Below are 23,165 nucleotides of genomic sequence, written 5' to 3'. Positions count from 1 at the left end.
CCATTGSCGTGGGCYCCGACCCCTGATCGTGTCAGCCCTCCCAAACCCGCGTATTGCTTACCCCGATCGTCTGCGGCTTGAACAGTGGATCACGCTGCCTGCGCTTCTGCGCCTCGTAATCGCGCAGTGCGGCCAGGGCAGGTCTTTGTAGCAGCAGGATGGCGATGATGTTCAACCAGCTCATCATGCCCACGCCGATATCGCCCAAGGCCCAGGCCACCGTGGCGGTGTTCACTGCCGAGTAGCCTGTGGCAGCCAGGAACAGCAGCTGGAAACCACCCATCGCCCACGGAGATGGACGATCACGGCACAGGTAGCTGACGTTGGTCTCAGCCATGTAGTACAGCGCCAGGATGGTAGTGAACGCGAACGGAAGGATCGCCAGCGCTACGAACGACCGGCCGAAGCCTGGCAGTGCGGATTCAACGGCATGCTGCACGAACCGTGGCCCCGCCTCTACACCTGGCAGATTGCCCAGCAACAGCCGGGCCTCGTCAGGAATACCCTTCACCGCAGGGTCGTAGACGTTGTAGAGCCCGGTGGACAGGATCAGGAACGCCGTTGCACTGCACACCACCAGCGTGTCGATATACACCGAAAACGACTGCACCAGGCCTTGCTTGACCGGATGCGAGACCTCCGCTGCGGCAGCCGGATGCGCGCCGCTGCCCATGCCGGCTTCGTTGGACAGCACACCGCGGCGTACGCCCCACTGGATGGCGGTACCGATCATCGCGCCGAACGCAGCATCCATGCCGAATGCACTGCGTATCACCAGCTGGATGACCTCCGGCACCTTTTCCGCATTGAGCACCATCACCAGTGCGGCCACCAGCAGGTAGGCCACTGCCATCAGCGGCACCACCCATTCCGCAACGCGCGCGATGCGCCGCACGCCACCCACCAGGATTGCCCCAAGCACTACCAGCAGGATCGCCGTAGTAGTCATCACCGGCACGTTCCAGGCCTCGTTGACCGCACTGGTGATGGCATTGGACTGGGTGCCGGCCAGCATGGCGCCAGCCAACACGGTCACCAGTGCGAACAGCACCGCGTACCAGCGCTGGCCCAGGCCCTTTTCGATGTAGTAGGCAGGGCCGCCGCGATACTGGCCCTTTGCGTCGCGGTCCTTGTATATCTGTGCCAGCGTGGATTCGACGAAGGCACTGGATGCCCCCAGGAACGCCACGATCCACATCCAGAAGATGGCACCAGGCCCACCGAAGGCAATCGCCATCGCCACGCCGGCAATGTTGCCGACGCCAACGCGGCTGGACAACGAGATTGACAGGGCCTGGAACGGCGACACCCCGGATGCGGAGCGCTCGTGCCGGAACATCAGCCGCAGCATGTCCGGCAGCGCGCGCAGCTGGATGAATCGCGTGCGCACGCTGAAGTACAGGCCAGTGAGCAGGCACAGCACGACCAGCCAAGGGCTCCAGATGACGCCCAGCAGGGCGTTGACGATGGATTCGATGTTCATCAGCGCCCCCTCAGAAGAACATGCCCAGGGCGACCTGGGGGCTGATGATGCGGCCGGTGTTGCGTCCATCCACGGTGAACTCCACGCCGGCGATCAAGCCCAGCGACGGACTGAAGTGGTACTCCACTGCCGGTGCCAGAGTGACGCTGCGGCTGGCCGGACGATGCTCGTCGATGCGCTCGATGGCGCCACCGGCGTTGCGCGCGAAGCCGCTGAGACGCTGGCCGGTCTCGCGGCTGGCAGCCACTTCCATCACGCCCACCCAGCGCGGGTTGAAGCTGTACTCGGCCCCCACCGACAGACCCAGCACCGAACCACGCGCGATGTGCCCCTGGAAGCTGTCATCGGTGCCATACACACTGGCGCCGGAAATGGCGGTGCGCGACGGTGCAGGCCCCGCGCTGAGCTGGGCGCGCCAGCGCATTGGCCGCTCGTTGCCCATCCACACTACCTGCTGCACGCCCAACGCAGCGGTGGTGCGCTGCACGCCATCGCCCTGCGCATCCAGCGCATTGCCGGTGATGCGATCGTGGCTGCCGGTACTGAAGCGCTGCACCAGCGCCACTGAAACGGCGGGACGGGTGCCGTCCGCATTCGGGGCCTGCAGCAGATACTGCAGCCGTGCCGTGGTATCACCGGCCCGGAAGCCACTGCTGCGCGCGCTGCCGGATTCGGAACGCGACGCACTGAGGTTGACCTGGCCCATGACCCGATCGCTGAAGCCATAGATGATCGGCACCACGGTGGCCCACGCGCCGCTGTGCTCGGCGCTGCGGCGACGATTGCCGTTGTTGTCGTAGTGGTGACGGCTGTCGACCCTGACCAGGTAAGGCTCGATGTACCAGTTGCCCTGCGGCAACCCTGCCGGGTTGGGAGTGATCAGCGGGCCAGTGAAGTTGACACCGTCAAGGCTGCGTTCGTCGGCCGCTGCGTGGGTACTGGTAAAGGCACTGGCCAGCGCCAGCAAAGCGACAAGGTTACGGCGCGGGTGATACATGACAGCCTCTCCTGGGCAACGTGGAATGAAATTCCACCCTGCATCGCCGGGAGCGGCTGACCAATAAGGAAACTTTCAAAACATCATCTGTGCTTGACGCATCCGCCTTCGCTGGCACGAGTCAGCGCCCTCGCCTGCGGCAAAAGCGCTGACCCCGTCAATCACTCAGCCGTGACGGCTGGCCCACTGCGCCAGCAGGACCGCCGTGGCCGAGGCCACGTTCAGGCTCTCCACCGCGCCACTGCCGGGAATCGAGACCTGCAGGTCGCACTGGCTCGCCAGATGACGGTCCATGCCTTCGCCTTCCGCACCCATCACGTACACCAGGCGCGCTGGCAGCGACGCGCGGAACACGTCATCACCGCCATCAACCAGAGTCGCGGCCAGGCCGAAACCGGCGCTGCGCAGCTGCGCCATCGCCTCTGCGGTCTCTGGCAGCTGCACCAGCGGCAGCGCCTCGGCACCGCCTTCGGCAACGCGCGCTGCGGCGCCGGACAGCGCCAGCGTGCTGCCGGCCGGCAGCAGCAGCGCCTTGGCACCGAAGTGCGCGGCCGAGCGCAGGATCGCGCCGAGGTTGTGCGGATTGCCCACGCCGTCCAGCCACAACGCCAGTACCGGGCCGTCGCCGGTCTGCTCCAGCCACTGCGCCAGCGGCAGTGCCGGTGCGCGCAGCACATCGGCCACCACGCCTTCGTGGTGGGTGGTACCGGCAAGCTTGTTCAGATCGCCGTCTTCGACCACGCGATAGCCCACGCGGTTGGCCACGCACCACTTCAGCAGCGGCTGCAGGCGCGGAATGCGTGCCTCCAGCAGGTACAGCTTGCGCAGCGCCTGCGGCCGCGCTTCGAACGCAGCCAGCACGGCATTCAGGCCGTACAGGCGCAGCTCGTCACTGCCACCGCGCCCGCCACCGCCCGTGGTCGGCGCCTCCGGACGCGGCAACGGCGTTGCGCGCGGCGGACGGGCAGACGGGCGGCGGTTGTTCCAAGGGTTGTTCACTTACACAATCTCCTGCTTGCGCTGGCGCCAGAAATCGGCGTTCTTGATGCCCAGGGCATCCGGATCGAACACCGGGTCCAGGCCCAGCTTCTTCTGTCGTTCGTAGTCACGCAGGGCCAGCATCGCCGGCTTCTGGATGATGAGGATGGCGATGATGTTCAGCCAGGCCATCAGGCCCACGCCGATGTCACCCAGCGCCCAGGCCAGGGTCGCGTTGTGGAATGCGCCGAACACCACCATGCCGATGATGCCCAGGCGCAGCAGCAGCACGGTCAGCGGGCGCTTCTTGTTGTGGTTCACATAGCTGAGGTTGGTCTCGGCCATGTAGTAGTACGCCATGATGGTGGTGAAAGCGAAGAAGAAGATCGCGATCGAGACGAACGCCGAACCCCAGCCCGGCAGCACCGCTTCAACGCCGGCCTGCGCGTAGCCCGCACCTTCCGGAATGCCCGCCAGGCCCTGGAAGATCGGTGCCGCGCCTTCCACTGGCGAGTACACGTTGTAGGTGCCGCTGGCCAGGATCAGGAACGCGGTGGCGGTGCACACCATCATGGTGTCGAAATAGATGGCGAACGCCTGCACGTAGCCCTGCTTGGCCGGGTGTGAGACTTCCGAGGCGGCCGCCGCATGCGGGCCCGAACCCTGGCCGGCTTCGTTGGCATAGATGCCGCGCTTGATGCCCCACTCCACTGCCAGGCCCATCATCGCACCGAAGGCCGCGTGCGTGCCGAAGGCACTCTTGAAGATGATGCCGAACATTTCCGGCACGCGATCGTAGTTGATGATCATGATGATGATGGCCATCAGGATGAAGCCCGCTGCCATGAACGGCACCACCACTTCGGCGAAGTTGGCGATGCGCTTGACGCCACCGAAGATCACCACGCCCAGCAGCAGCGCAACCACGATGCCGATGCCCAGCTTGAGCGCCTGCACCGATTCCATGCCGAAGGCCTGGCCATCGAGCGGGCCGCACAGCGCGGTACCACGGCAGGCGTTGATGATGCTGTCGGCGATGGCATTGGCCTGTACGCCCGGCATCAGGAAGCCGGCAGCGATGATCGTGGCGAAGGCGAAGGCCAGCGCGTACCACTTCAGGCCCATGGCCTTTTCAATGTAGTACGCCGGGCCACCGCGGTAGCGGCCTTCGGCGTCCTTGGTCTTGTAGATCTGCGCCAGGGTGCATTCCACGTACGAGGTGGACGCCCCGAGGAAGCCCATCACCCACATCCAGAAGATCGCACCGGGACCACCGAAGGCGATGGCCGTGGCCACACCGGCGATGTTGCCGATGCCCATGCGGCCGGCCATCGACATGGCCAGGGCCTGGAACGAGGACACGCCGGCGTCGGATTTCTCACCCTTGACGGTGAGGCGGCACATCTCGAAGAAGCCGCGGATCTGCATGAAGCGCGTGCGCAGGCTGAAGAACAGGCCGGCGGCCAGGCACATGAAGATCAGTGCCTTGCTCCAGATGATGCTGTTGATGAAATGTACGGTAGCTTCCACGCGCGCTCTCTCCAGTCGGCGGGTTGTAAGGACGTCCCGTCGGCTGGAGGGGACCGGTCGATTCTCCCTGATCGAAGGCCGCTGCGGTAGCGCCGGATCAATGGGGGGCTGCGGGACTGGGTGGTGGGATGGCCGCGCTGACGCCCTGACGCCCGGTAGTGTCGACTGTTGGTCGACTGCCGTTGGCCCCGGTTGCAGAAGAGCCCGCGCTGCGCGCGATAGTCGACTGACAGTCGACTCTACACCCTCCCCGCCTGCTCAGGGCAGCTGCGTGCGCACCCGGGCGAAGCGGCGCAGGTCGTGCAGTACGCCGCGCTTGTAGACCGCACAGCGATCCACGCCTTCTTCCTGGAAGCCGTTCTTTTCCAGTACCCGCGCCGAACCAAGGTTGAAGTCGACCACCCCGGCCTGCAACCTGAACAGGCACAGTTCGTCCATCACCCACGGCGCGAACAGGCCCACCACCCGGGTCATCAGGCCCTGGCCCCAGTAGGCCCGGCCCAGCCAATAGCCCAGTTCTGCCATGTGGCCGCGCTCGGCACTGCCCTGCTGGGCGCCGACGCTGCCGCAGGCCTGGCCATCGATTTCGATCGCCAGGTTGAGCGTGCCGGGTGCCAGCACACGGCCAGCCAGGAAGGCTTCGCCATCCTCGCGCGTATAGGGGTACGGGAAGCGATCGCGCAGGCCCCGCGACACCTCGGCGTCGTTGGCGTGGCGCAGCAGCGATTCCAGATCGCCGGGGCGCCAGGGGCGCAGGACGAATCCTTCACCCTGCAGTGTTGGGGTCGGATCAGGCATGGCCCCCCACCGAGGGCGACTCGGCCTCCTGCTTCTCCAGTTCGCGCTTCACCGCTTCCGGCGAGCGGGTATAGGGGGCCAGCCGCGCGTAGAAGGCCGGCACCACGAACAGCGACAGGAACGTCGAGAGGGTCACGCCGAAGATGATCACGATGCCGATGGTGCCACGGCTGGCCGAACCGGGGCCACCGGCCACCACCAGCGGGATGGCGCCAACCACGGTGGCGATCGAGGTCATCAGGATGGGGCGCAGGCGAACCATCGCCGATTCGATGATCGCTTCGCGCACCGTACGCCCGTCGTCGCGCAGCTGGTTGGCGAATTCGACGATGAGGATGCCGTTCTTCGCGGCCAGGCCGACCAGCATGACGATGCCGATCTGGCTGAACAGGTTCACCGTGCCGCCACTCACCCACAGGCCGACCAGCGCACCCAGCACGCCCAGCGGCACGGTCAACATGATGGTGAGCGGGTGGATGAAGCTTTCGAACTGCGCGGCCAGCACCAGGTACACCACCAGCAGGGCCATGGCGAAGGTCAGCAGCACTGCGCCACCGGCACTCTGGTACTCGCGCGATTCGCCCTTCCAGTTCACCTGCGCGTACTGCGGCAGCTCTTCGCGGGCGACGTTCTGTGCCCAGGCAATGGCCTCGCCCAGCGGATAGCCCGGCGCGAGGCCGGCGGTGATGGTGATCGAGCGCAGGCGGTTGAAGCGGTTCAGGGTGCCCGCCTCGGCCACTTCACTGAGCGTGACCAGGTTGGACAGCGGCACGAGTTCGCCGGAGGCGGCACGCACGCGGATCGCGGCCAGGTCGGCCGGGCTGGCACGGCCATCGCGCCCCGCCTGCACCAGCACGTCGTACTCCTCGCCATTGTCGACGAAGGTGGTGACACGGCGCGACCCCATCATGGTTTCCAGCGCCGAACCGATCGCGGTGACCGGCACGCCGAGGTCGGCGGCACGCTGGCGGTCGATGTTCACCCGCATCTGCGGCCGTGTTTCCTTGTAGTCCGAGTCAGGGCCGACCAGACCCGGGTTGTCGGCCATGCGCAGCAGGACGCGGTCTCGCCACTGCGCAATCTCGGCATATTCCGGGCCGCCCAGCACGATCTGGAACGGCTGGCCGCCGCTGCGCACCAGGCCACCACCCACCTGCGTACGCACGCGCACACCACGGATGGTGTCCAGTTCCTTCTGCAGCTCATTGGCCACGTCCGGAGTTCCCTCGCTGCGCTGGCGCCACGGCTGCAGGAAGATGCTGACACGGCCGGTGTGCATTTCCTCGCTGGCGCCCCAGCCACCGGGTACGCGCGGGTTGGCACGCACGATCGGCTTGTCCGGACCGACATGCGGCGCGAGCATCGCCTCCACCTGTTGCACCTGTTGCACGGTGTAGTCGTAGCCGGCGCCTTCCGGGCCGTCGATCATGATCTGGAACGAACCGCGGTCTTCGGCTGGCGCCAGCTCCGACGGCAGCAGCTTCAGCAGGCCCCAGCTGGCAGCCAGTGCGGCCACCATCACCAGCAGGTAGATCCAGGTGCGGTCGACATGGTGGTCGAGCACGCGGCCATAGCCCGAGGCCAGGCGTTCCAGGTTGCGGTAGATGAAGCCATGCAGGCCACGCGGTGCCTGCCCGGTGTGCGGCTTGAGCAGCTTGGAAGCCATCATCGGCGTCAGCGTTAGCGCCACGAACGCGGACAACGCCACCGCTGCCGCCAGCGCCACCGCCAGTTCGCGGAACAGGCGGCCGGTATTGCCTTCCAGGAAGCCGACCGGCAGGAACACCGCCACCAGCACGGCGGTGGTGGCGATCACCGCGAAGGCAACCTGCGTGGTACCGCGCTTGGAGGCCACCAGTGGGGGCTCGCCCAGGTCGATGCGACGCTGCACGTTCTCCACCACCACGATCGCGTCGTCAACCACCAGGCCGATGCACAGCACCAGGGCAAGCAGGGTCAGCAGATTGATCGAGAAGTCGAACGCATACAGTGCGATGAACGCAGCCACCAGGCAGACCGGCACAGTCACCGCCGGAATCAGCGCGGCGCGGAAGCTGCCCAGGAACAGCCAGATCACCGCCAGCACCAGAATCATCGCCTCAACCAGCGTCGCGTAGACGCGGTCCACTGCGGCCTCGATGAAGGTGGTGTTGTCGAAGGCAACGAAGATCTGCGTGCCCTTGGGCAGCGACAGCCCCACACGCTCGGCTTCGGCACGCGCGGTGCGCGCCACGTCCAGCGAGTTGGCGGTGGAGGTCTTGACGATGCCCAGGCCGATGCCGGGCTCGCCGTTGCTGCGGTAATACGCGCGACGCTCGGCCGAGGCAAGCTCGATCTTCGCCACGTCGCCCATGCGCACCACGTAGCCGTCGCGGCCCTTGCCCAGCGGAATGGTGGCGAAGTCTTCGGGCTTGATGTAGTTGCGTTCCACGCGCAGGGTGAAATCGCGGTCGGTCGACTCGATGCGGCCGGCCGGCAGCTCCACGTTCTCGTTGCGCAGTGCGTTCTCCACATCGCCAGTGGTCAGCCCGCGCGCGGCCAGCTGGTCACGGTCCAGCCAGATGCGCATCGCATAGCGCTGGCGGCCACCGATGCGGACCTGGGCCACGCCATCGAGGCTGGAAAAACGATCGACCACATAACGGTCGGCGTAGTCGCTCAGTTCCAGCGTGTCCATGGTCGAGGAGACCATGTTGAACCAGATGATCGGGTCGGCATCGCTTTCGACCTTGGCGATTTCCGGCGGACGCGCTTCTTCCGGCATGCGGTCGGCAACACGGCTGACCGCATCGCGCACGTCGTTGGCCGCCGCTTCGATATCGCGGTTGGAGGTGAACTCGATGCTGACCTGCGAGCGGCCGTTGGTGCTGCGTGCGTTGATCGTATCGATGCCTTCGATGCCGGCCAGCGCGTCTTCCAGCACCTGGGTGATGCGGCTTTCGATGACCGCCGCCGAGGCGCCGGTGTAGTCCACCGACACCGACACGATCGGTGGATCGATGGCAGGCAGTTCGCGCAGGGTCAAGCGGGTGAAGGACATCACGCCCAGCACCAGCAACAGCAGGCTCATCACCACGGCGAACACCGGCCGCTGGATGGAGACGTCGGAGAGCTTCATCCGCCGTGGCCCTCGGCCGCGACCGGTGCCGGCGCGTCAGCCGGCTTGGCACCGCTGGCAGGTGCCGCATCCTTGGCTGCGACCTTCAGGCCCGGGCGCAGCTTGCCGGTGCCATCGACCACGATGCGCTGGCCAGCGTCCAGGCCCTGCTTGATCTCAACCACGCCGGCACGGCGCGCGCCGGTGACCACGTCCACGCGCTCGACGCTGTCATCGCTCCTGATGCGGTACACGAACGTGTCGCGGCCGACCTGCACCACGGCGATTTCCGGCACCACCAGCGCCGGGCGCTCGGGACGGAACAGGCGCACGTCCAGCAGCATGCCCGGGCGCAGTGCGTGGTCGCCGTTGGCGAAGTCGGCGCGCACGGTCACCGCGCGGGTGGCCGGATCGATACGTGCATCGATGGTGCTGACCACGCCTTCGAAGCTTCGGCCCGGCCACGCCACGCTGGTGGCGCTGACCTTGTCACCGACGCCCAGTGCGGCCAGTTCCACTTCCGGCACCTGGAAATCGATGTGCATGTGCTCGATATCGTCGAGCGTGGCGATCACCGTAGTCGGCGTCAGCAGCGTACCCGGGCTGACCTGGCGGATGCCAAGCACGCCGGCAAACGGCGCGCGGACGCGACGGTCACCGATGTCCGACTGCATCTGCGCCACGCGCGCCTCGGCGGCATCACGGATCGACTTCTGCGTATCCAGCGTGGCGCTGGAGACCAGCCGTTGCGTGGCCAGCTCCCGCTGGCGCTTGTACAGCTGGTCGGCCTCGCGGAAGGTGGCCTGCGCCTGCACCAGCGCCGCCTCCTGGGCCTGCCCGCGCAAGGTCACGATCGGTGCTCCGGCAGCAATGTGCTGGCCGCTTTCGAAATGCACCTTCTCGACGATTTCGCTGACCTTGGCGGTAACGCTGATCGACTCGCGTGCCTTGGCGGTGCCCAGCGCCTGCAGGGTATCGTTCCACTGCGTGGGCTGCACGACCTGCGCCGTGACCGGCACTGCTTCGCCCTGCCGACGCTCGGCGGCCTCCTGTTTGCCTGCGCACCCGGCCAGCATGGCCAGGCTGAGGCCAAGGGCCAGGGTCGAAGCGATACGAGCCAACATGAACGGTCCTGAGTGATCCACGGCCGCCGAGTGTAGGCAAAGGCCCGCAAAAGCGGTATGTGCCAAGCGTTTACCGGCGTGGAACCGGCGCCGTGATGGCGCCTTGAACTCGTTCCATGCAAGGCTGCTGGCTGCAGTGTCGGCGTGTGTCGGGGTGTATCGAATCAACCATTGCCGACGCTGTCATCGTAGAGTCGAAACTGCCCGACGGAGGGCGTTGGGCAGGGGGCGGATCCTGGCGGGGATCCGGCCCCGTTTTTTCTCCCGGCCGATCAATACCGGTAATTCACCTTCATCCACACGCTGCGGCCCGGCTCATTGATGCGCACCGGGTCGGCCGGGAAGCCGAAGTCGGCACTGCCAGCCAGGTTCAGGTGCTCGCTGTAGGCTCGGTCGAACAGGTTGTCGACACCCGCGCTGAGCTGCAGCTGCGAATTGAACCGGTACGCCGCATTGAGCGCGAACGTGGCGAAACCGGCACTCCGCCCGAGGTCCTGGGCGACCACGTTACCTTGGCCATCTGCGACACGATGCTGGTGGGTGACCGCACGCAGCAGTGCTCCGGCACTCCAGCGCTGGCCTTCCCAGTTCGCACTCAGGCGCGCTTCCAGCGGCGGCATCTGCGGCAGCGGACGCTGCTGGTCGCGGTTCTCGCCCCAGGCGTAGGCCAGCGTGCCCCCCAGCTTCCACTGCTCGGCCAGACTTACTTCCAGCCCCGCCTCGGCACCGGCGATGCGCGCATCGATGTTGCTGGCCTGGCTCATGCCCATCATGCCCCTGCCGTGGTAGATGAACAGGATGTAGTCCCGGATCTGCCCGGCGTAAGCCGAGACCCAGGCTTGCACACGTGGCCCCTTGTACTGCAGGCCGACGTCGAGCTGGGTGGTGCGCTCCGGCTGAACGCCGGCAAACGCGTTCGGTGCACCGGCCGGGCCGTGATCGGGCGAAAACAGCTCCCAGTAGTCGGGCATGCGCTGGCTGTGGCCGAGACCGGCATACCAGGTCAGGCCGTCGGCCAGGTCCTGCTCGTAGCGCAGGAAACCACTGCCCAGCCATTCCTTGCGACGCTGGCCCGAGGTCGGATTGGGCATGTTCCCCATCATGCCGCGGATCGACTGCCGCTCATCGCGCACGCTGGCGCGATCGATGCGCAGGCCACTGATCCAGCGCTGGTCGGTGCCGGCGCCCAACGTCAGTTCGGTGAACACGCCATAGCGGCGGAAGTTGGCATCGGTCTGCCAGGCGGCCTGGCGGTAGGTGTCACGCCCCATGCCCATGCGTCCACGATGGCGGCTGTCTTCGCCATCCACACCCGCCACCAGCTGCACGTCCTGCCAGCGCCACTCGGAACTGACGCGGCCGCCCTGGGTTCGGCGGTCCACATTCGACGCCATCGGCATCGGCATCATGCTGTCGGGATTCGGCGTGCGCAGCGTGTAGTTGTCCATCACGTGGTCGGCTTCGTTGTAGTACACGTTGGCCTGCACCGTGTCCCACGCGCCCGGCAGGTTGCGCTTCTCGAATCGTGCCGCGTAGCTGGTGCGCTCGAACGCGGCGCCGTCCATGCCGCGTCCCGCGTAGCGTGCGATGGCATCGCCGGCACCGGCGGAGATTTCCAGCAGCGTATCGGCGTCCGGCGTCCAGCCGATGGCCACGTCACCGTTCCACTTGCGCCACTTCGATGGCACCACATCGCCGTGGCCGTCCTTGTAGTCATCGGCTTCGGAGCGGTTGCCGCTGGCACGCACGTAACCGGTCGGGTTGCCCAGGGTCAGGTCGAGCACCTGGTCGTTGCGGTTGCGCGAACCGACCAGCGCACTGGCATCGGCACGCAGGCCCGGTTCTTCGAAGCGCGGCGTATCGCGCTCGAAGCGCACGGTACCTGCCGACGCACCCGCGCCCCAACGCACGCTCTGCGGGCCCTTGATGATGGTCAGCCGGTCGAAGCTCTCCGGCGCGATGTAGGACAGCGGATTGTCCATGCGCGACGGGCAGGCACCGATCAGGTTGCCATCGTTGCTGAGGATGTTCAGGCGCGAACCGAACATGCCGCGCAGCACCGGGTCGCCGTTGGTGCCGCCATTGCGGATGGCGGAGAAGCCGGGAACGGTCTTCAGGTAATCGGCGCCATCACTGGCCGGCACCGGCTGCCGCGGCAGGCGTGGATCGGTCACCCAGTGCAGCGGCGAAGACGGTGCGGCGGCGGTGACCACCACGGTATCGAGAGTGCGGGCCTGCTCGGAGGGTGCAGCGTGGGCCAGTGACGCGGCCACGGCCAGGCCAAGGGCAACCGGCAGGCGCGCGCAGGCGCCCGCGGGGCGGGAGATCATTTTCATCGGAACAGCTCCAGGGTACGCACGCGCGCACGGCGCCCGGTCAGGCGTCGTGCGGCAGATTCATGGGGATATCAGCGGACGATGGAGACGTGCGGTGGCCCACGTGCGGCATGTGCAGGCCAGTGCAGCGCGGGCAGCACCTGCTGCGACCACGGGAACACCAGGCGCGGCCGCCACAGCAACGGCAACAGCAGTACCAGCAGCGCCAGCCATGGCAGCAGGCGCATGGCCAGCACGCAGTACTCGCAGGCTTCGCCGTGCATGGCGTGGGGATCGGCGGGGCGGTTGGGCGCTGCCGGCGCAGCGCCGTGCTGATCGTGCCCGGCCATGGCCATGTTGTGCATGTCATGGCCCATGGCGGCGTGGTCCATGCCCGCCATTGCGGCGTGCTCCATCGGCGGCGCCTGCAGCGCGCGGCTGACCAGTGGCGCAAGCACCATCAGCAGCGTCGCCAGGACGGCGAGCTGGAGCAGAAGGTGTTGCGGGCGGGACAGGCGGGTCACCCGGCTAGTGTAGAGGCGGGTCCAGGGTTGCCAGTGCGACGAACCGTCGCAGGAGGGGGTTTGTCGGCAGGGCTGCGCCCTGCACCTGCAGAGGCCACGTCCACGGCAAGAGCCGAAGCAACATCAAAAGCTGGCTTCCTGTGGGTAGGCGGGGTGGGTCCGGTTGCGGGAGACGCCGTAAACCCCGCTCCGCGGTCCGGCCCAGCCGCTGGCGGCTGTGCGTTCGGGCGCTTGCGAAGCAGTGCTTCGCAAGCAAAGCGCCCTCACCCTTGGGGGCTTGGCCGCGGCATCCATGCTGCGGACACTCCCGCAACCGGACCCACCCCACCTTCGACAGATCTCCGCGATCTGCTGTAGATCCACGCCATGCGTGGATGAATCTCCATCGAAATCAAATATTTCGAATTGGAATCGAAAAGAATCCACGCATGGCGTGGATCTACCGTGTCGACCAAGGTCGACACCTACCAACAGCCGCCGGAATCTGTCAGGGGTGGGGCGGTGTGGGCAGGCAGGACCGTTGGCGCCATGGATGGCGCCATCGAGCCCCCATGGATGGGTTTACGGCGTGTCCTGCCTGCCCACACCGCCCCGCCATCCCACGGATAGCCCGCTGTTGCTGTTGCTGTTGCTGCTGAGGTTGCCGGCCAGCGGCCGGCACTACCTCGGGTGCAGGGCGCAGCCCTGCTCGACCCACCTCACACCGTGATGGTCTGGGTCAGTGACTCCCAGGTCGGTGGCACCGGCCACGCGGCGGCCTGGTTGCCATCCAGAACCCTTCGCAGATCGCGCGGATCAATCTGCGGTGCCAGCACATGCACCAGTTCCAGCGCGTAATCACGCAGCACCCGGTCGCGCGGCAGAACCGCCCAGGCAATGCACTCGCTGATCGGATCCGGCGCAGGCCACGATCTCAGGTCTTCGTCGTTGGAGCTGACCGCCATTTCGGCCAGCAGCCCTACGCCCAGTCCGGTGCGCACGTAGGTCTTGATCAGGTCAGCGTCGAGCGCGGTCAGTGCCAGGTCGGGCACCAACCCGTTGGCGGCGAAGGCGCGTTGCAGCGACGAGTTCGGACGGGTCGAAGATTCGTAGCTGATCAATGGCTGGCGGGCCAGCGCGACCAGGTCCGGGGCGCGGCCGGCGCGGTCCAGCGGGTGGCCCTTCGGCACCACCACCAGGCGCCGCCAGCGGAACAGCGGCACCGCGATGCCATCGGTCGGTTCGCCACCGGCGGTACTGATGATCGCGATATCGGCATCACCCTGGTTCAGGCGGTCCAGCGCGTCGGCCTCACCGGCCTGCTGCAGGTGCACGCTGACCTGCGGGTAAGCCTGCTTGATCGCCGCCACCGCCGGCGGAAGCACGAAGCGCGCCTGGGTGTGGGTGGTGGTCAGGATCAGCTGACCCTGGCTTTCGCGGCGCTGGTTGGCGGCGTAGGTGCGGATGTTGTTGGCCTCGGCCAGCACCGCGCGGGCGCGGGCGATCACCTCGGTGCCGGCCGGAGTGACCGACTCCAGGCTGCGGCCCTTGCGCACGAACAACAGGAAGCCGAGCTCGTCCTCCAGCTGCTTGAGCTGCTTGGACAGGCCAGGCTGGGTGGCGTGCACGCGCGAGGCGGCCAGCGTGATGTTCAGCTCGGCGTCGGCGATGGCAACCAGGTAGCGCAGCTGGGTCAGCGTCATGGGCAGGCGGGCGGCGTGGGGCGGAGGTCCACTCTAGGGTCAATTGCCGTCACCAGCTTATAACCAAAGGTTGTTTAAGAAAGGTATCTGGTCATTTCCGGGGGTCATATGCCGGCGCTACGGTCAGCCGGCAGCCGCTGGCCTGAACAGCCAGCCCTCCCCCTTCGCCCGCCGAAGCCCGGCGCGGCCCCGTTTCCGGAGCGCTTCCATGGCCCTGTACGACTCCATCCTCGATACCGTCGGCAACACCCCCATCGTCAAGCTGCAGCGCCTGGCACCGCCGCAGGTCAGCCTCTACGCCAAGGTCGAGTCGTTCAACCCGGGCGGCTCGGTGAAGGACCGCCTGGCGCTGGCGATCATCCTCGACGCCGAAGCACGCGGCCTGCTCAAGCCGGGCGACACGATCGTGGAGGCCACCTCGGGCAACACCGGCGTAGCGCTGGCGATGGTCGCCGCCGCGCGCGGCTACAAGTTCGTAGCGACCATGGTCGAGACCTTCTCGGTGGAACGGCGCAAGCTGATGCGTGCCTATGGCGCCAAGGTGATCCTGACCCCGGCCGCCGAACGCGGCAGCGGCATGGTGCGCAAGGCACGCGAGCTGGCCGAGCAGCACGGCTGGTTCCTGGCCAGCCAGTTCGCCAATCCGGCCAATCCGGCGTATCACCGCAACACCACCGCCGCGGAAATCCTGCGCGACTTCGCCGGCAAGCGGCTGGACTACTTCGTCAGCGGCTGGGGCACCGGCGGCACGCTCACCGGCGTGGGTGAAGTACTGAAAGTCGCTCGCCCGCAGACCCGCATCATCGCCACCGAACCGGCCGGCGCCGCACTGCTGAAGGGCGATGACTGGAAGCCGCACAAGATCCAGGGCTGGACCCCGGACTTCGTGCCGGACGTGCTCAACCGCGATGTGGTGGATGAGCTGGTCTCGGTCGACGATGACCGCGCGATCACCACCGCACGTCGACTGGCCGCGGAGGAAGGCATCTTCGTCGGCATCTCCGCCGGCGCCACCGTGGCCAGCGCACTGGACGTGGCCACACGTGCCGAACCGGGTTCAGTGATTCTGGCCATGCTGCCGGACACCGGTGAACGCTACTTCTCCACACCGCTGTTTGCCGATGTGAACGAAGGCTCCGACGACGAGTGGCTGGCCGGCCTGCCGTGATGCGATCCGCCGGGCCCGGCGCTACCGACGTGCGACTGCGGGTAGCGCCGGGCCGTGCCCGGCATGCGCCCTGCTTCAGGCTGCGTGAAGGCGTCGCCCGCCATCGTGCGTGAAGGCCGTCGGATCGCAGCGCGTGAGACGGTCATGACGCAGTATCGATGCCCTGTCCCCTACCGTGGGAACAGCCGGCGCAGATGCTGCGCGGATCACCTCACAGGCAGGAGACGGACGCATGAAGATCGAAGTTTGGCAGGGCGACATCACGACCCTGGCGGTGGATGCGATCGTCAACGCGGCCAATGAAACACTGCTCGGTGGCGGCGGTGTCGACGGCGCGATCCATCGTGCCGCTGGCCCCGCATTGCTGGCCGAATGCGAGCAGCTGCCGGAGCTGCGCCCGGGCGTGCGTTGCCCGACCGGCGAAGTGCGCGCCACCGGTGCCCATGCGCTGCCGGCACGCCATGTACTGCACACCGTCGGCCCGGTCTGGCACGACGGCCAGCGTGACGAACCCGCACTGCTGGCCAACTGCTACTGGAAATCGCTGCAACTGGCCGAATCACTGGGTGTGCGGTCGATCGCGTTCCCCGCTATCAGCTGCGGGGTGTACGGCTATCCGCTGTACCAGGCCGCGCAGGTCGCGGTGACAGAAACGCTGGCATGGCAGCGCAGCCACGCGCAACCGATGCGCATCGTGCTGGTCGCGTTCAACACGGCCACCGCCAAAGCCTACCAGCAGGCTTTGGCCGCCGCCGGCCAAAGCACGGAAAGCGAGCCACGCGGCACGATACTGCCACCGCTCGGCGATGCAGGCCTTGCCGCTGCGCATTGAAATTCGACGCAGCATGGAAAAGAAAAGGCCGGGCATTGCCCGGCCTTTTCCGTTGCACCGTTGATGTCATCCACGCTGGGCGTGGACCTGCTCAACGGCTGGCAGCTTCCACGGCCGCAGCATCGTCTGCCACCGCGGCTGCAGCGTCGGCAGCAGCGCGGGCCGCGGATGCGGCAGCACCGTCAGCGCTGGCACCGTCCACCTGCACGCGCACTTCCACCAGGCCCGCACCGTTGTTCAGGCTGGACACGTCCACGGTGTAGTGGCCCGCCGGCAGCGTTTCTTCCAGTCGCGCGTTGGTGCCATTGCCACCATCGTCGTCAGTCAGCTCGACGTCGCCACCGACAACACGCAGCACGGTGTCGACCTGGCCGGAGATCGCATCCAGGCGCACATCGGCAGGACGATCCAGGGTCAGCAGGAAGCGGCGGCGACCTTCGTTGTCCAGCATGGTGTAGGCACTGCCCGACTTCGGCAGGGCGGTGCCATCGCGCTCGACCAGATTGCCCGGCAGTTCGATGCGGGCAGCCGACAGGGTGAACATGCCGTTGACGCCGCTGCCAAGACCGCGTGCGGTCAGGGTGTACTTGCCCGGCTTCAGCGACAGGCTCAGGCGTGAGTTGGTGCTGTCACCACCATCGTCGTTCTCGGCATCCACGCCTTGCCCGGACAGCTTCAAGACCGGATCGAACACGTCCGATACCAGACGGATTTCGTACAGGCCTTCCTTCTCCACCTGCAGCGTGTAGTCCTGCGAATCGCTGGCCAGCATGTCCACGACTTCGCCACTACCCACCAGCGGCTTGCCGTCATACGGTTTGAGCTTCTCGGCGCGCAGGCGGTACGGACCAAAGGCGGTCGGGCCATCGGCATTGACCGCCACCTGGTAGGTGCCGCTGCCATTGGCCCGGAACGCCAGCGAAACGTCGCCTTCACGCTCATAACCGGTGTTGCTGGTGGAGATCAGGCTGCCGTTGTTGAACACGGCGATCGAGCCGCTGAGGGCTCCGGTCAGCTTCAGGCCGACCAGATCCTTGTCGTCCAGCTTGATCTGGTAAAGCTGGTGGTGGCTGCCGTCGTTGAAGTTGATGCCGCTTCGCGAAGTGATCTCGCCGGACACAGGCTTGTCGAAATCGAGCGACGCGGCCTTGCCTGCCTCTGCACCGCCACCGATGCGATTGCACCCGCCTGCGACCAGGACCGTGGCTACGGTCAGTGTGATTGCTGCCAAACGCATGTTGTTTCTCCTTGGCCTTCCATGTAGTTCCCACGCACCGGCCGGGCGCGCGGGGCGGAAAAGATACCCGCAAAAGCAAACGCCGGCGTGATGCCGGCGTCGCTCTGTTCATCCAGCGATGGGACGGATCAACCGTTCCACTTGCCCAGCGCGGCCAGGCCGTTGTCCTTGGCACGCTCGTACACGGTTTTCTGGGCAGCGGCGTAGTTGCCCTTCATGTCCTTGGCCCACAGCTTCAGCGCGGCCTGCTGCATGGCGCGGCCGTAGGAGAAGCTCAGCGGCCACGGCAGGTTGCCCAGCTGGTTCATCGCATTCAGGTGCTCGGTGGACTGCTCGTCGCTCTGGCCACCGGACAGGAACACCACGCCCGGCAGGATCGCCGGCACGGTGCTCTTCAGGCACATCACGGTCGACTCGGCCACTTCCTCGACATCGGCCTGCTCATCGCAGTTCTTGCCGGAGATGACCATCGACGCCTTCAGGATGGTGCCTTCCAGCAGCACGTTCTGCTGGTACAGCGCGTCGAACAGCGAACGCAGGGTGGCTTCGGTGACTTCGTAGCAGGTCTCGATGTCGTGGTCGCCGTCCATGATCACTTCCGGCTCGACCATCGGCACCAGGCCGCATTCCTGGCACAGCGCCGCATAGCGGGCCAGCGCGTGCGCGTTGGACTCGATGCAGGTGCCCGACGGAATGCTCTCGCCGATGTTGATGACCGCACGCCACTTGGCGAAGCGCGCGCCCAGCTTGTAGTACTCCTGCAGGCGCTCGCGCAGGCCGTCCAGGCCTTCGGTGACCAGCTCGCCCGGGCAGCCGGCCAGCGGGTGCGCGCCCTTGTCCACCTTGATGCCCGGAATCATGCCGTGGTCGGCCATGTACTTGGCGAACGGCACGCCGTCCTTGGTCGACTGGCGGATGGTTTCGTCGTACAGGATGGCGCCGGAAATATGCTCGTTGAGCTTCGGCGTGGTCAGCAGCAGCTCGCGATAGGCGCGACGGTTCTCCTCGGTGTTCTCGATGCCGACGCCAGCGAAACGCTTGGCGATGGTAGCGGTGGATTCGTCGATCGCGATGATGCCCTTGCCCGGGGCAACCATGGCCTGGGCGGTTTCGGCCAGCTGTTCGATGCTCATGTACTTCCTGTGGCGGGTGCGGGAAAAACGTAAGTATAGCCCCGCTACCCGTTGCCCCGACGTGCAGGCCAGTCTGGAAACGATTCCAATGTCCGCACAGGACAACGGATGTCCTGCTGGGTTGGGGTCAGAGCCCCTGCGGGGATCTGACCCCGGGTCGGATCCGCGCAGCGGCTCCGACCCGATGTGGACCCTTCTTACAGGTCGCCCAGGCCGATGGCGCGGCCGTCGTCGCCCACTTCCAGCAGGCGCAGGGTGTTGGTCGCGCCCAGGGTTTCCATGTGTTCGCCGCTGGTGAACACGACGCGGTCGCCGGCCTGCAGCAGATCGGCTTCGACCAGCAGGCGGATGCTGCCGCGTGCGGCTTCGCGTGGAGTCAGGCCACGGCTGTCGAAGTTGATCGGATAGACGTCGCGCATCAGCGCCATCTGCCGACGTGCACCGTCATGCCGGGTGACCGCGAACACCGGCGCCTTGGCGCGGAAGCGCGACAGGTAACGCGCGGTGCCACCGGATTCGGTCATCGCCACGATCGCGCGCACGCCCACGTGCTGCGACAGGAACATGGTGGCCATGGCGATGGCCTGGTCGGCACGTTCCAGGTTGCGCGGCGATGCATTGAAGTCGGTCTCGGTCTGGAACTGGCGTTCGGCACCCAGGCAGATACGTGCCATCGCCTCCACGGCTTTCACCGGCCAGGCACCTGCAGCAGTCTCGGCCGACAACATCACCGCATCGGTACCATCGATGACCGAGTTGGCCACGTCCAGCACTTCCGCGCGGGTGGGAATCGGGCTTTCCACCATCGACTGCAGCATCTGCGTGGCGGTGATCACCACCTTGTTCTGCGCCAGCGAGGCCTTGATGATCTTCTTCTGCAGGCCCGGCAGTTCGGCATCGCCGATTTCCACGCCGAGGTCGCCACGGGCCACCATCACCACGTCACTGGCCTCGACGATTTCTTCCAGGTTCTCGATGGCCTCGGTGCGCTCGATCTTCGACACCAGCGCAGCATCACAGCCATGCGAGCGGGCGATGTCACGCGCATCGTTCATGTCCTGCGCGTTGCGGCAGAACGACACGGCGATGAAGTCGACGCCGATCTTGGCGACGATGCCGATCAGCTCCTTGTCACGCTCGGTCAGCGCGCCCAGCGACAGGCCGCCGCCCTGCTTGTTCAGGCCCTTGCGATCGGACAGCACGCCGTCGTTGAGCACGGTGTTGATGATGCGGTCGCCCTGCACCTCCACCACCTGCAGCTGCATCAGGCCGTCGTCCAGCAGCAGCACATCACCCGGGCCGACGTCCTGCGGCAGGCCGAGGTAGCTGACACCGACCTGGGTGGCATCACCCGGGCCGGCGCTGGTGCTGGCGATCAGATCGAAACGATTGCCTGCCTTCAGCTGCACCTTGCCTTCGGCGAAGCGCTCGATGCGGATCTTCGGGCCCGGCAGGTCGGCCAGGATGCCCACTTCCACGCCCACGCGGGCGGCGGCGGCACGTACTTCGGCGGCCCGCTTGGCCTGGCCGGAGGGGTCACCATGGCTGAAGTTGAGGCGCACTACGTTGACGCCGGCGCGGAACAGATCCTCCAGCACGCCCGGCGGATCAGTGGCCGGGCCGAGGGTGGCAAGGATCTTGGTGCGACGCTGACGCTCGAACATGGTGAATGGGCCTCTCCCGATAAAGAACGGAAATTAGCACATCCTTCACGCCGCATGTATACGGTTACAGCCTTGTGCTGCCTGACTTCGCGGGTCATGGAGCGGACATGCTCCGGACATACGCTGGCGCAGGGCATTCTGTAGAGCCGAGCCCATGCTCGGCTGGTCACACGCCGAAGCAGCCGAGCATGGGCTCGGCTCTACAGGGGCCTAGGACAACAACGTCGTCAGCTGTGCCGGCTCGCGTGCCAGCTGGCCCGCACCGGCTTCAGTGAGTTCCGCTTCACCACCAAAGCCCCACAGCACGCCCACGCTTCGCAGACCGTGGTGGCGCGCGCCCTCGATGTCCATGCGGCGGTCGCCGATCATCCAGCACTGCGCAGGCAGCACCCGCAACCTGCGCAATGCCTCGCCGACCAGTTCCGACTTGTGGCTGCGCGAACCGTCCAGGGTCGAACCGACGATCTCCTCGAACAATCCACCAAATGGTAGATGGGCGAGGATGCGCCGCGCGTGCGGCTCGTTCTTGGCAGTGACCACCGCCAGGCGGTGGCCACGACCATGCAGCGTGCGCAGCGTGTCTTCAATCTTCGGGTATACCGTGTGCTCGCGCCAGCCTTCGGCGTCGAAGCGCTCACGGTAGTAGCCCACCGCCTGTTCCACCCGCGCCGGCTCACCGAACAGCGGCGCGAAGGTGGTCCGCAGCGACGGACCGATCCAGCCCAGCAGCGTTTCCTGCGCCGGCACCGGATGGTCCATCTTCTGCAGCGCGTAGGCGATGCAGGCGGTGATGCCCACCTGCGAATCGATCAGCGTGCCGTCCAGGTCGAAGAACAGGACATCCTTGCCGTGGTCGGCACTCATGCGCCGCGCGCGTCGAGTGCCGCCACTGCCGGCAGGGTCTTGCCTTCCAAGAACTCCAGGAACGCGCCGCCACCGGTGGAGATGTAGCTGACGTCCTTGGCGATATCGAACTTGTCGACCGCCGCCAGGGTGTCGCCGCCGCCCGCGATGGAGAAGGCCGGCGAGCTGGCGATGGCGCGGGCCAGTGCTTCGGTACCCTTGCTGAAGGCTTCGAACTCGAACACGCCTACCGGACCATTCCACACCACGGTGCCGGCCTTTTCGATCAGCTGCGCATACTGCGCGGCGGTCTGCGGGCCGATGTCCAGGATCAGGTCGTCTTCGGCGACGGCGTCGACCGCCTTCACTTCCGCGACGGCGTCGGGCAGGAACTGCTTGGCGGTGACCACATCCACCGGCAACGGAATGTCAGCGCCACGCGCCTTGGCATCGGCCACGATCTTCTTTGCGGTATCCAGCAGGTCCGGTTCGTACAGCGACTTGCCGACGTTGTAGCCGGCGGCGGCGATGAAGGTGTTGGCGATGCCACCACCAACGATCAGCTGATCGACCTTGCCGACCAGGTTGGCCAGCAGTTCCAGCTTGGTGCTGACCTTGCTGCCGGCCACAATGGCCAGCAGCGGCTTGGCCGGTGCATCCAGTGCCTGCGCCAGTGCATCCAGCTCGGCCATCAGCAGCGGGCCACCGGCAGCCACCGGGGCGAAGCGGATGACGCCGTGAGTGGACGCCTGCGCGCGGTGCGCGGTACCGAAGGCATCCATCACGAACACATCGCACAGCGCGGCGTACTGCTTCGACAGGGCTTCATCGTCCTTGCCCTCGCCGACGTTCATGCGGCAGTTTTCCAGCAGCACCAGCTGGCCCGGCTGCACGTCGACGCCTTCGATCCAATCGCGCACCAGCGGAACTTCGCGGCCGAGCAGTTCGGACAGGCGGGCGGCGACCGGAGCCAGCGAATCAGCTTCGCTCCACACGCCTTCCTTCGGGCGCCCCAGGTGCGAGGTGACCATCACCGCAGCGCCCTGCTCCAGTGCGCGCTTGAGCGTCGGCAGCGAAGCGGTGATGCGCTGTTCGGAAGTGATGCGGCCATTCTCGATCGGCACGTTCAGATCCTGGCGGATCAGTACGCGCTTGCCGGAGAGGTCGAGGTCGGTCATGCGGACGATGGACATGGGCAACTCTTTGGCTCAGGGACGGGATGCCGGGGTACGGCAGACGGCCATTGTATCGGGTGCGGGTGGTGGCAGGGCCGATGCCTGCGGCAGGCAGAGGCGCAAAAGCAACAGCAACAGCCAGAGCCAAAGCCAAAGCGCTGGCGCCTTGTGATGCTGTGGGTGAGCCGGGGCGGTGTGGGCTGGCAGGGGACGCCGTGAATCCATCCCTGGAGGCTTGGCAGCCGCATCCATGCGGCTGACACCCCTGCCAGCCCACACCGCCCCGGCCTCGGCAGGTTCATGAGGAAGAGCGGATGGCAAAGGCAGAGGCAAGAGCGGTTTCTGGTGTCGGGAAAAAATGTAGAGCCGAGCGTGGGCTCGGCTCTACAAGGAGCGCGCAGCCAAGCTGCTTTTGCTTTTGCTCTTCTTTTTTCTCTTCCGTGGGTGGACGCACACGGAAACCGTCAGAGGCCGGGCGGGTGGGCTGGGCAGGGGTATCCGCGCCATGGATGGCGCGGCTAAGCCTCCARGGACGGATTCACGGCGTCCCSCCMGCCCCCCCCCCCCCCCCCCCCCCCCCGCCGG

The 23,165-nt window shown here is 66.5% G+C and carries 17 protein-coding genes; 2 read left to right on the top strand and 15 right to left on the bottom strand.

Annotated elements, in window-relative coordinates; translation table 11 throughout:
• Positions 1–31: 31 nt before the first annotated feature.
• The 10 genes from D7Y61_RS21285 to D7Y61_RS21240 form a co-directional block, all read right to left on the bottom strand.
• A complete protein-coding gene (locus D7Y61_RS21285; protein WP_180869178.1) occupies positions 32–1,483 on the bottom strand; it encodes an alanine/glycine:cation symporter family protein in 1,452 nt (483 codons plus the stop codon).
• A gap of 10 nt (positions 1,484–1,493) precedes the next feature.
• The gene (locus D7Y61_RS21280; protein ID WP_180869177.1) at positions 1,494–2,480 is read right to left on the bottom strand and encodes a hypothetical protein; all 987 of its coding nucleotides are present in this window, start codon (positions 2,478–2,480) and stop codon (positions 1,494–1,496) included.
• A 165-nt stretch (positions 2,481–2,645) separates the two neighbouring features.
• Positions 2,646–3,479 (bottom strand): TrmH family RNA methyltransferase, encoded by an 834-nt coding sequence (locus tag D7Y61_RS21275; protein ID WP_180869175.1) that lies wholly within the window; start codon positions 3,477–3,479, stop codon positions 2,646–2,648.
• Positions 3,480–4,988 (bottom strand): amino acid carrier protein, encoded by a 1,509-nt coding sequence (locus D7Y61_RS21270; protein ID WP_180869173.1) that lies wholly within the window; start codon positions 4,986–4,988, stop codon positions 3,480–3,482.
• Between the two features lie 258 nt (positions 4,989–5,246).
• Complete coding sequence (locus tag D7Y61_RS21265) at positions 5,247–5,786, bottom strand: GNAT family N-acetyltransferase (RefSeq protein WP_180869171.1); 540 nt, start codon at positions 5,784–5,786, stop codon at positions 5,247–5,249.
• Positions 5,779–8,904, bottom strand: coding sequence for an efflux RND transporter permease subunit (locus tag D7Y61_RS21260; RefSeq protein ID WP_180869169.1), 3,126 nt, complete (start codon positions 8,902–8,904; stop codon positions 5,779–5,781). The genes D7Y61_RS21265 and D7Y61_RS21260 overlap by 8 nt, the downstream gene beginning before the upstream one ends.
• On the bottom strand, positions 8,901–10,007 hold the full coding sequence (locus D7Y61_RS21255; RefSeq protein ID WP_180869167.1) for an efflux RND transporter periplasmic adaptor subunit: 1,107 nt from the start codon (positions 10,005–10,007) through the stop codon (positions 8,901–8,903). The genes D7Y61_RS21260 and D7Y61_RS21255 overlap by 4 nt, the downstream gene beginning before the upstream one ends.
• 272 nt (positions 10,008–10,279) lie before the next feature.
• The gene (locus D7Y61_RS21250; RefSeq protein WP_180869165.1) at positions 10,280–12,343 is read right to left on the bottom strand and encodes a TonB-dependent copper receptor; all 2,064 of its coding nucleotides are present in this window, start codon (positions 12,341–12,343) and stop codon (positions 10,280–10,282) included.
• Positions 12,344–12,414: 71 nt separating this feature from the next.
• Positions 12,415–12,846: a DUF2946 family protein gene (locus tag D7Y61_RS21245; protein ID WP_180869163.1), complete on the bottom strand. Its 432-nt coding sequence runs from the start codon at positions 12,844–12,846 to the stop codon at positions 12,415–12,417.
• Between the two features lie 698 nt (positions 12,847–13,544).
• Positions 13,545–14,528, bottom strand: coding sequence for a LysR family transcriptional regulator (locus D7Y61_RS21240; RefSeq protein ID WP_180869161.1), 984 nt, complete (start codon positions 14,526–14,528; stop codon positions 13,545–13,547).
• A gap of 208 nt (positions 14,529–14,736) precedes the next feature.
• Between D7Y61_RS21240 and cysK the strand changes: the two genes are divergently transcribed.
• Both cysK and D7Y61_RS21230 read left to right on the top strand, forming a co-directional pair.
• Positions 14,737–15,696, top strand: a complete 960-nt coding sequence (cysK, locus tag D7Y61_RS21235) for a cysteine synthase A (RefSeq protein WP_180869159.1) — start codon at positions 14,737–14,739, stop codon at positions 15,694–15,696.
• Between the two features lie 232 nt (positions 15,697–15,928).
• Entirely contained in the window at positions 15,929–16,528 is a 600-nt protein-coding gene (locus D7Y61_RS21230) for an O-acetyl-ADP-ribose deacetylase (RefSeq protein ID WP_180869157.1), read from the top strand.
• Positions 16,529–16,619: 91 nt separating this feature from the next.
• Here D7Y61_RS21230 and D7Y61_RS21225 read toward each other — a convergent pair whose 3' ends face one another.
• From D7Y61_RS21225 to D7Y61_RS21205, 5 genes are all read right to left on the bottom strand, one after another.
• Positions 16,620–17,765 carry an ABC transporter substrate-binding protein gene (locus D7Y61_RS21225; protein WP_180869155.1) on the bottom strand — a complete coding sequence of 382 codons (1,146 nt, stop codon included), beginning with the start codon at positions 17,763–17,765 and terminating at the stop codon, positions 16,620–16,622.
• Positions 17,766–17,893: 128 nt separating this feature from the next.
• Positions 17,894–18,898, bottom strand: coding sequence for a class I fructose-bisphosphate aldolase (locus tag D7Y61_RS21220; protein WP_049427418.1), 1,005 nt, complete (start codon positions 18,896–18,898; stop codon positions 17,894–17,896).
• Positions 18,899–19,095: 197 nt separating this feature from the next.
• Positions 19,096–20,562 carry a pyruvate kinase gene (gene pyk, locus D7Y61_RS21215; protein ID WP_180869153.1) on the bottom strand — a complete coding sequence of 489 codons (1,467 nt, stop codon included), beginning with the start codon at positions 20,560–20,562 and terminating at the stop codon, positions 19,096–19,098.
• Positions 20,563–20,772: 210 nt separating this feature from the next.
• Complete coding sequence (locus tag D7Y61_RS21210) at positions 20,773–21,426, bottom strand: HAD hydrolase-like protein (RefSeq protein WP_180869151.1); 654 nt, start codon at positions 21,424–21,426, stop codon at positions 20,773–20,775.
• The gene (locus tag D7Y61_RS21205; RefSeq protein ID WP_180869149.1) at positions 21,423–22,598 is read right to left on the bottom strand and encodes a phosphoglycerate kinase; all 1,176 of its coding nucleotides are present in this window, start codon (positions 22,596–22,598) and stop codon (positions 21,423–21,425) included. The genes D7Y61_RS21210 and D7Y61_RS21205 overlap by 4 nt, the downstream gene beginning before the upstream one ends.
• Positions 22,599–23,165: the final 567 nt, after the last annotated feature.

The sequence above is a fragment of the Stenotrophomonas maltophilia genome (assembly GCF_013464485.1).
GTDB lineage: Bacteria > Pseudomonadota > Gammaproteobacteria > Xanthomonadales > Xanthomonadaceae > Stenotrophomonas > Stenotrophomonas maltophilia_AW.
Note: the sequence above shows the minus strand (reverse complement) of the source record. Positions and strands in the feature narration are given on the sequence as shown.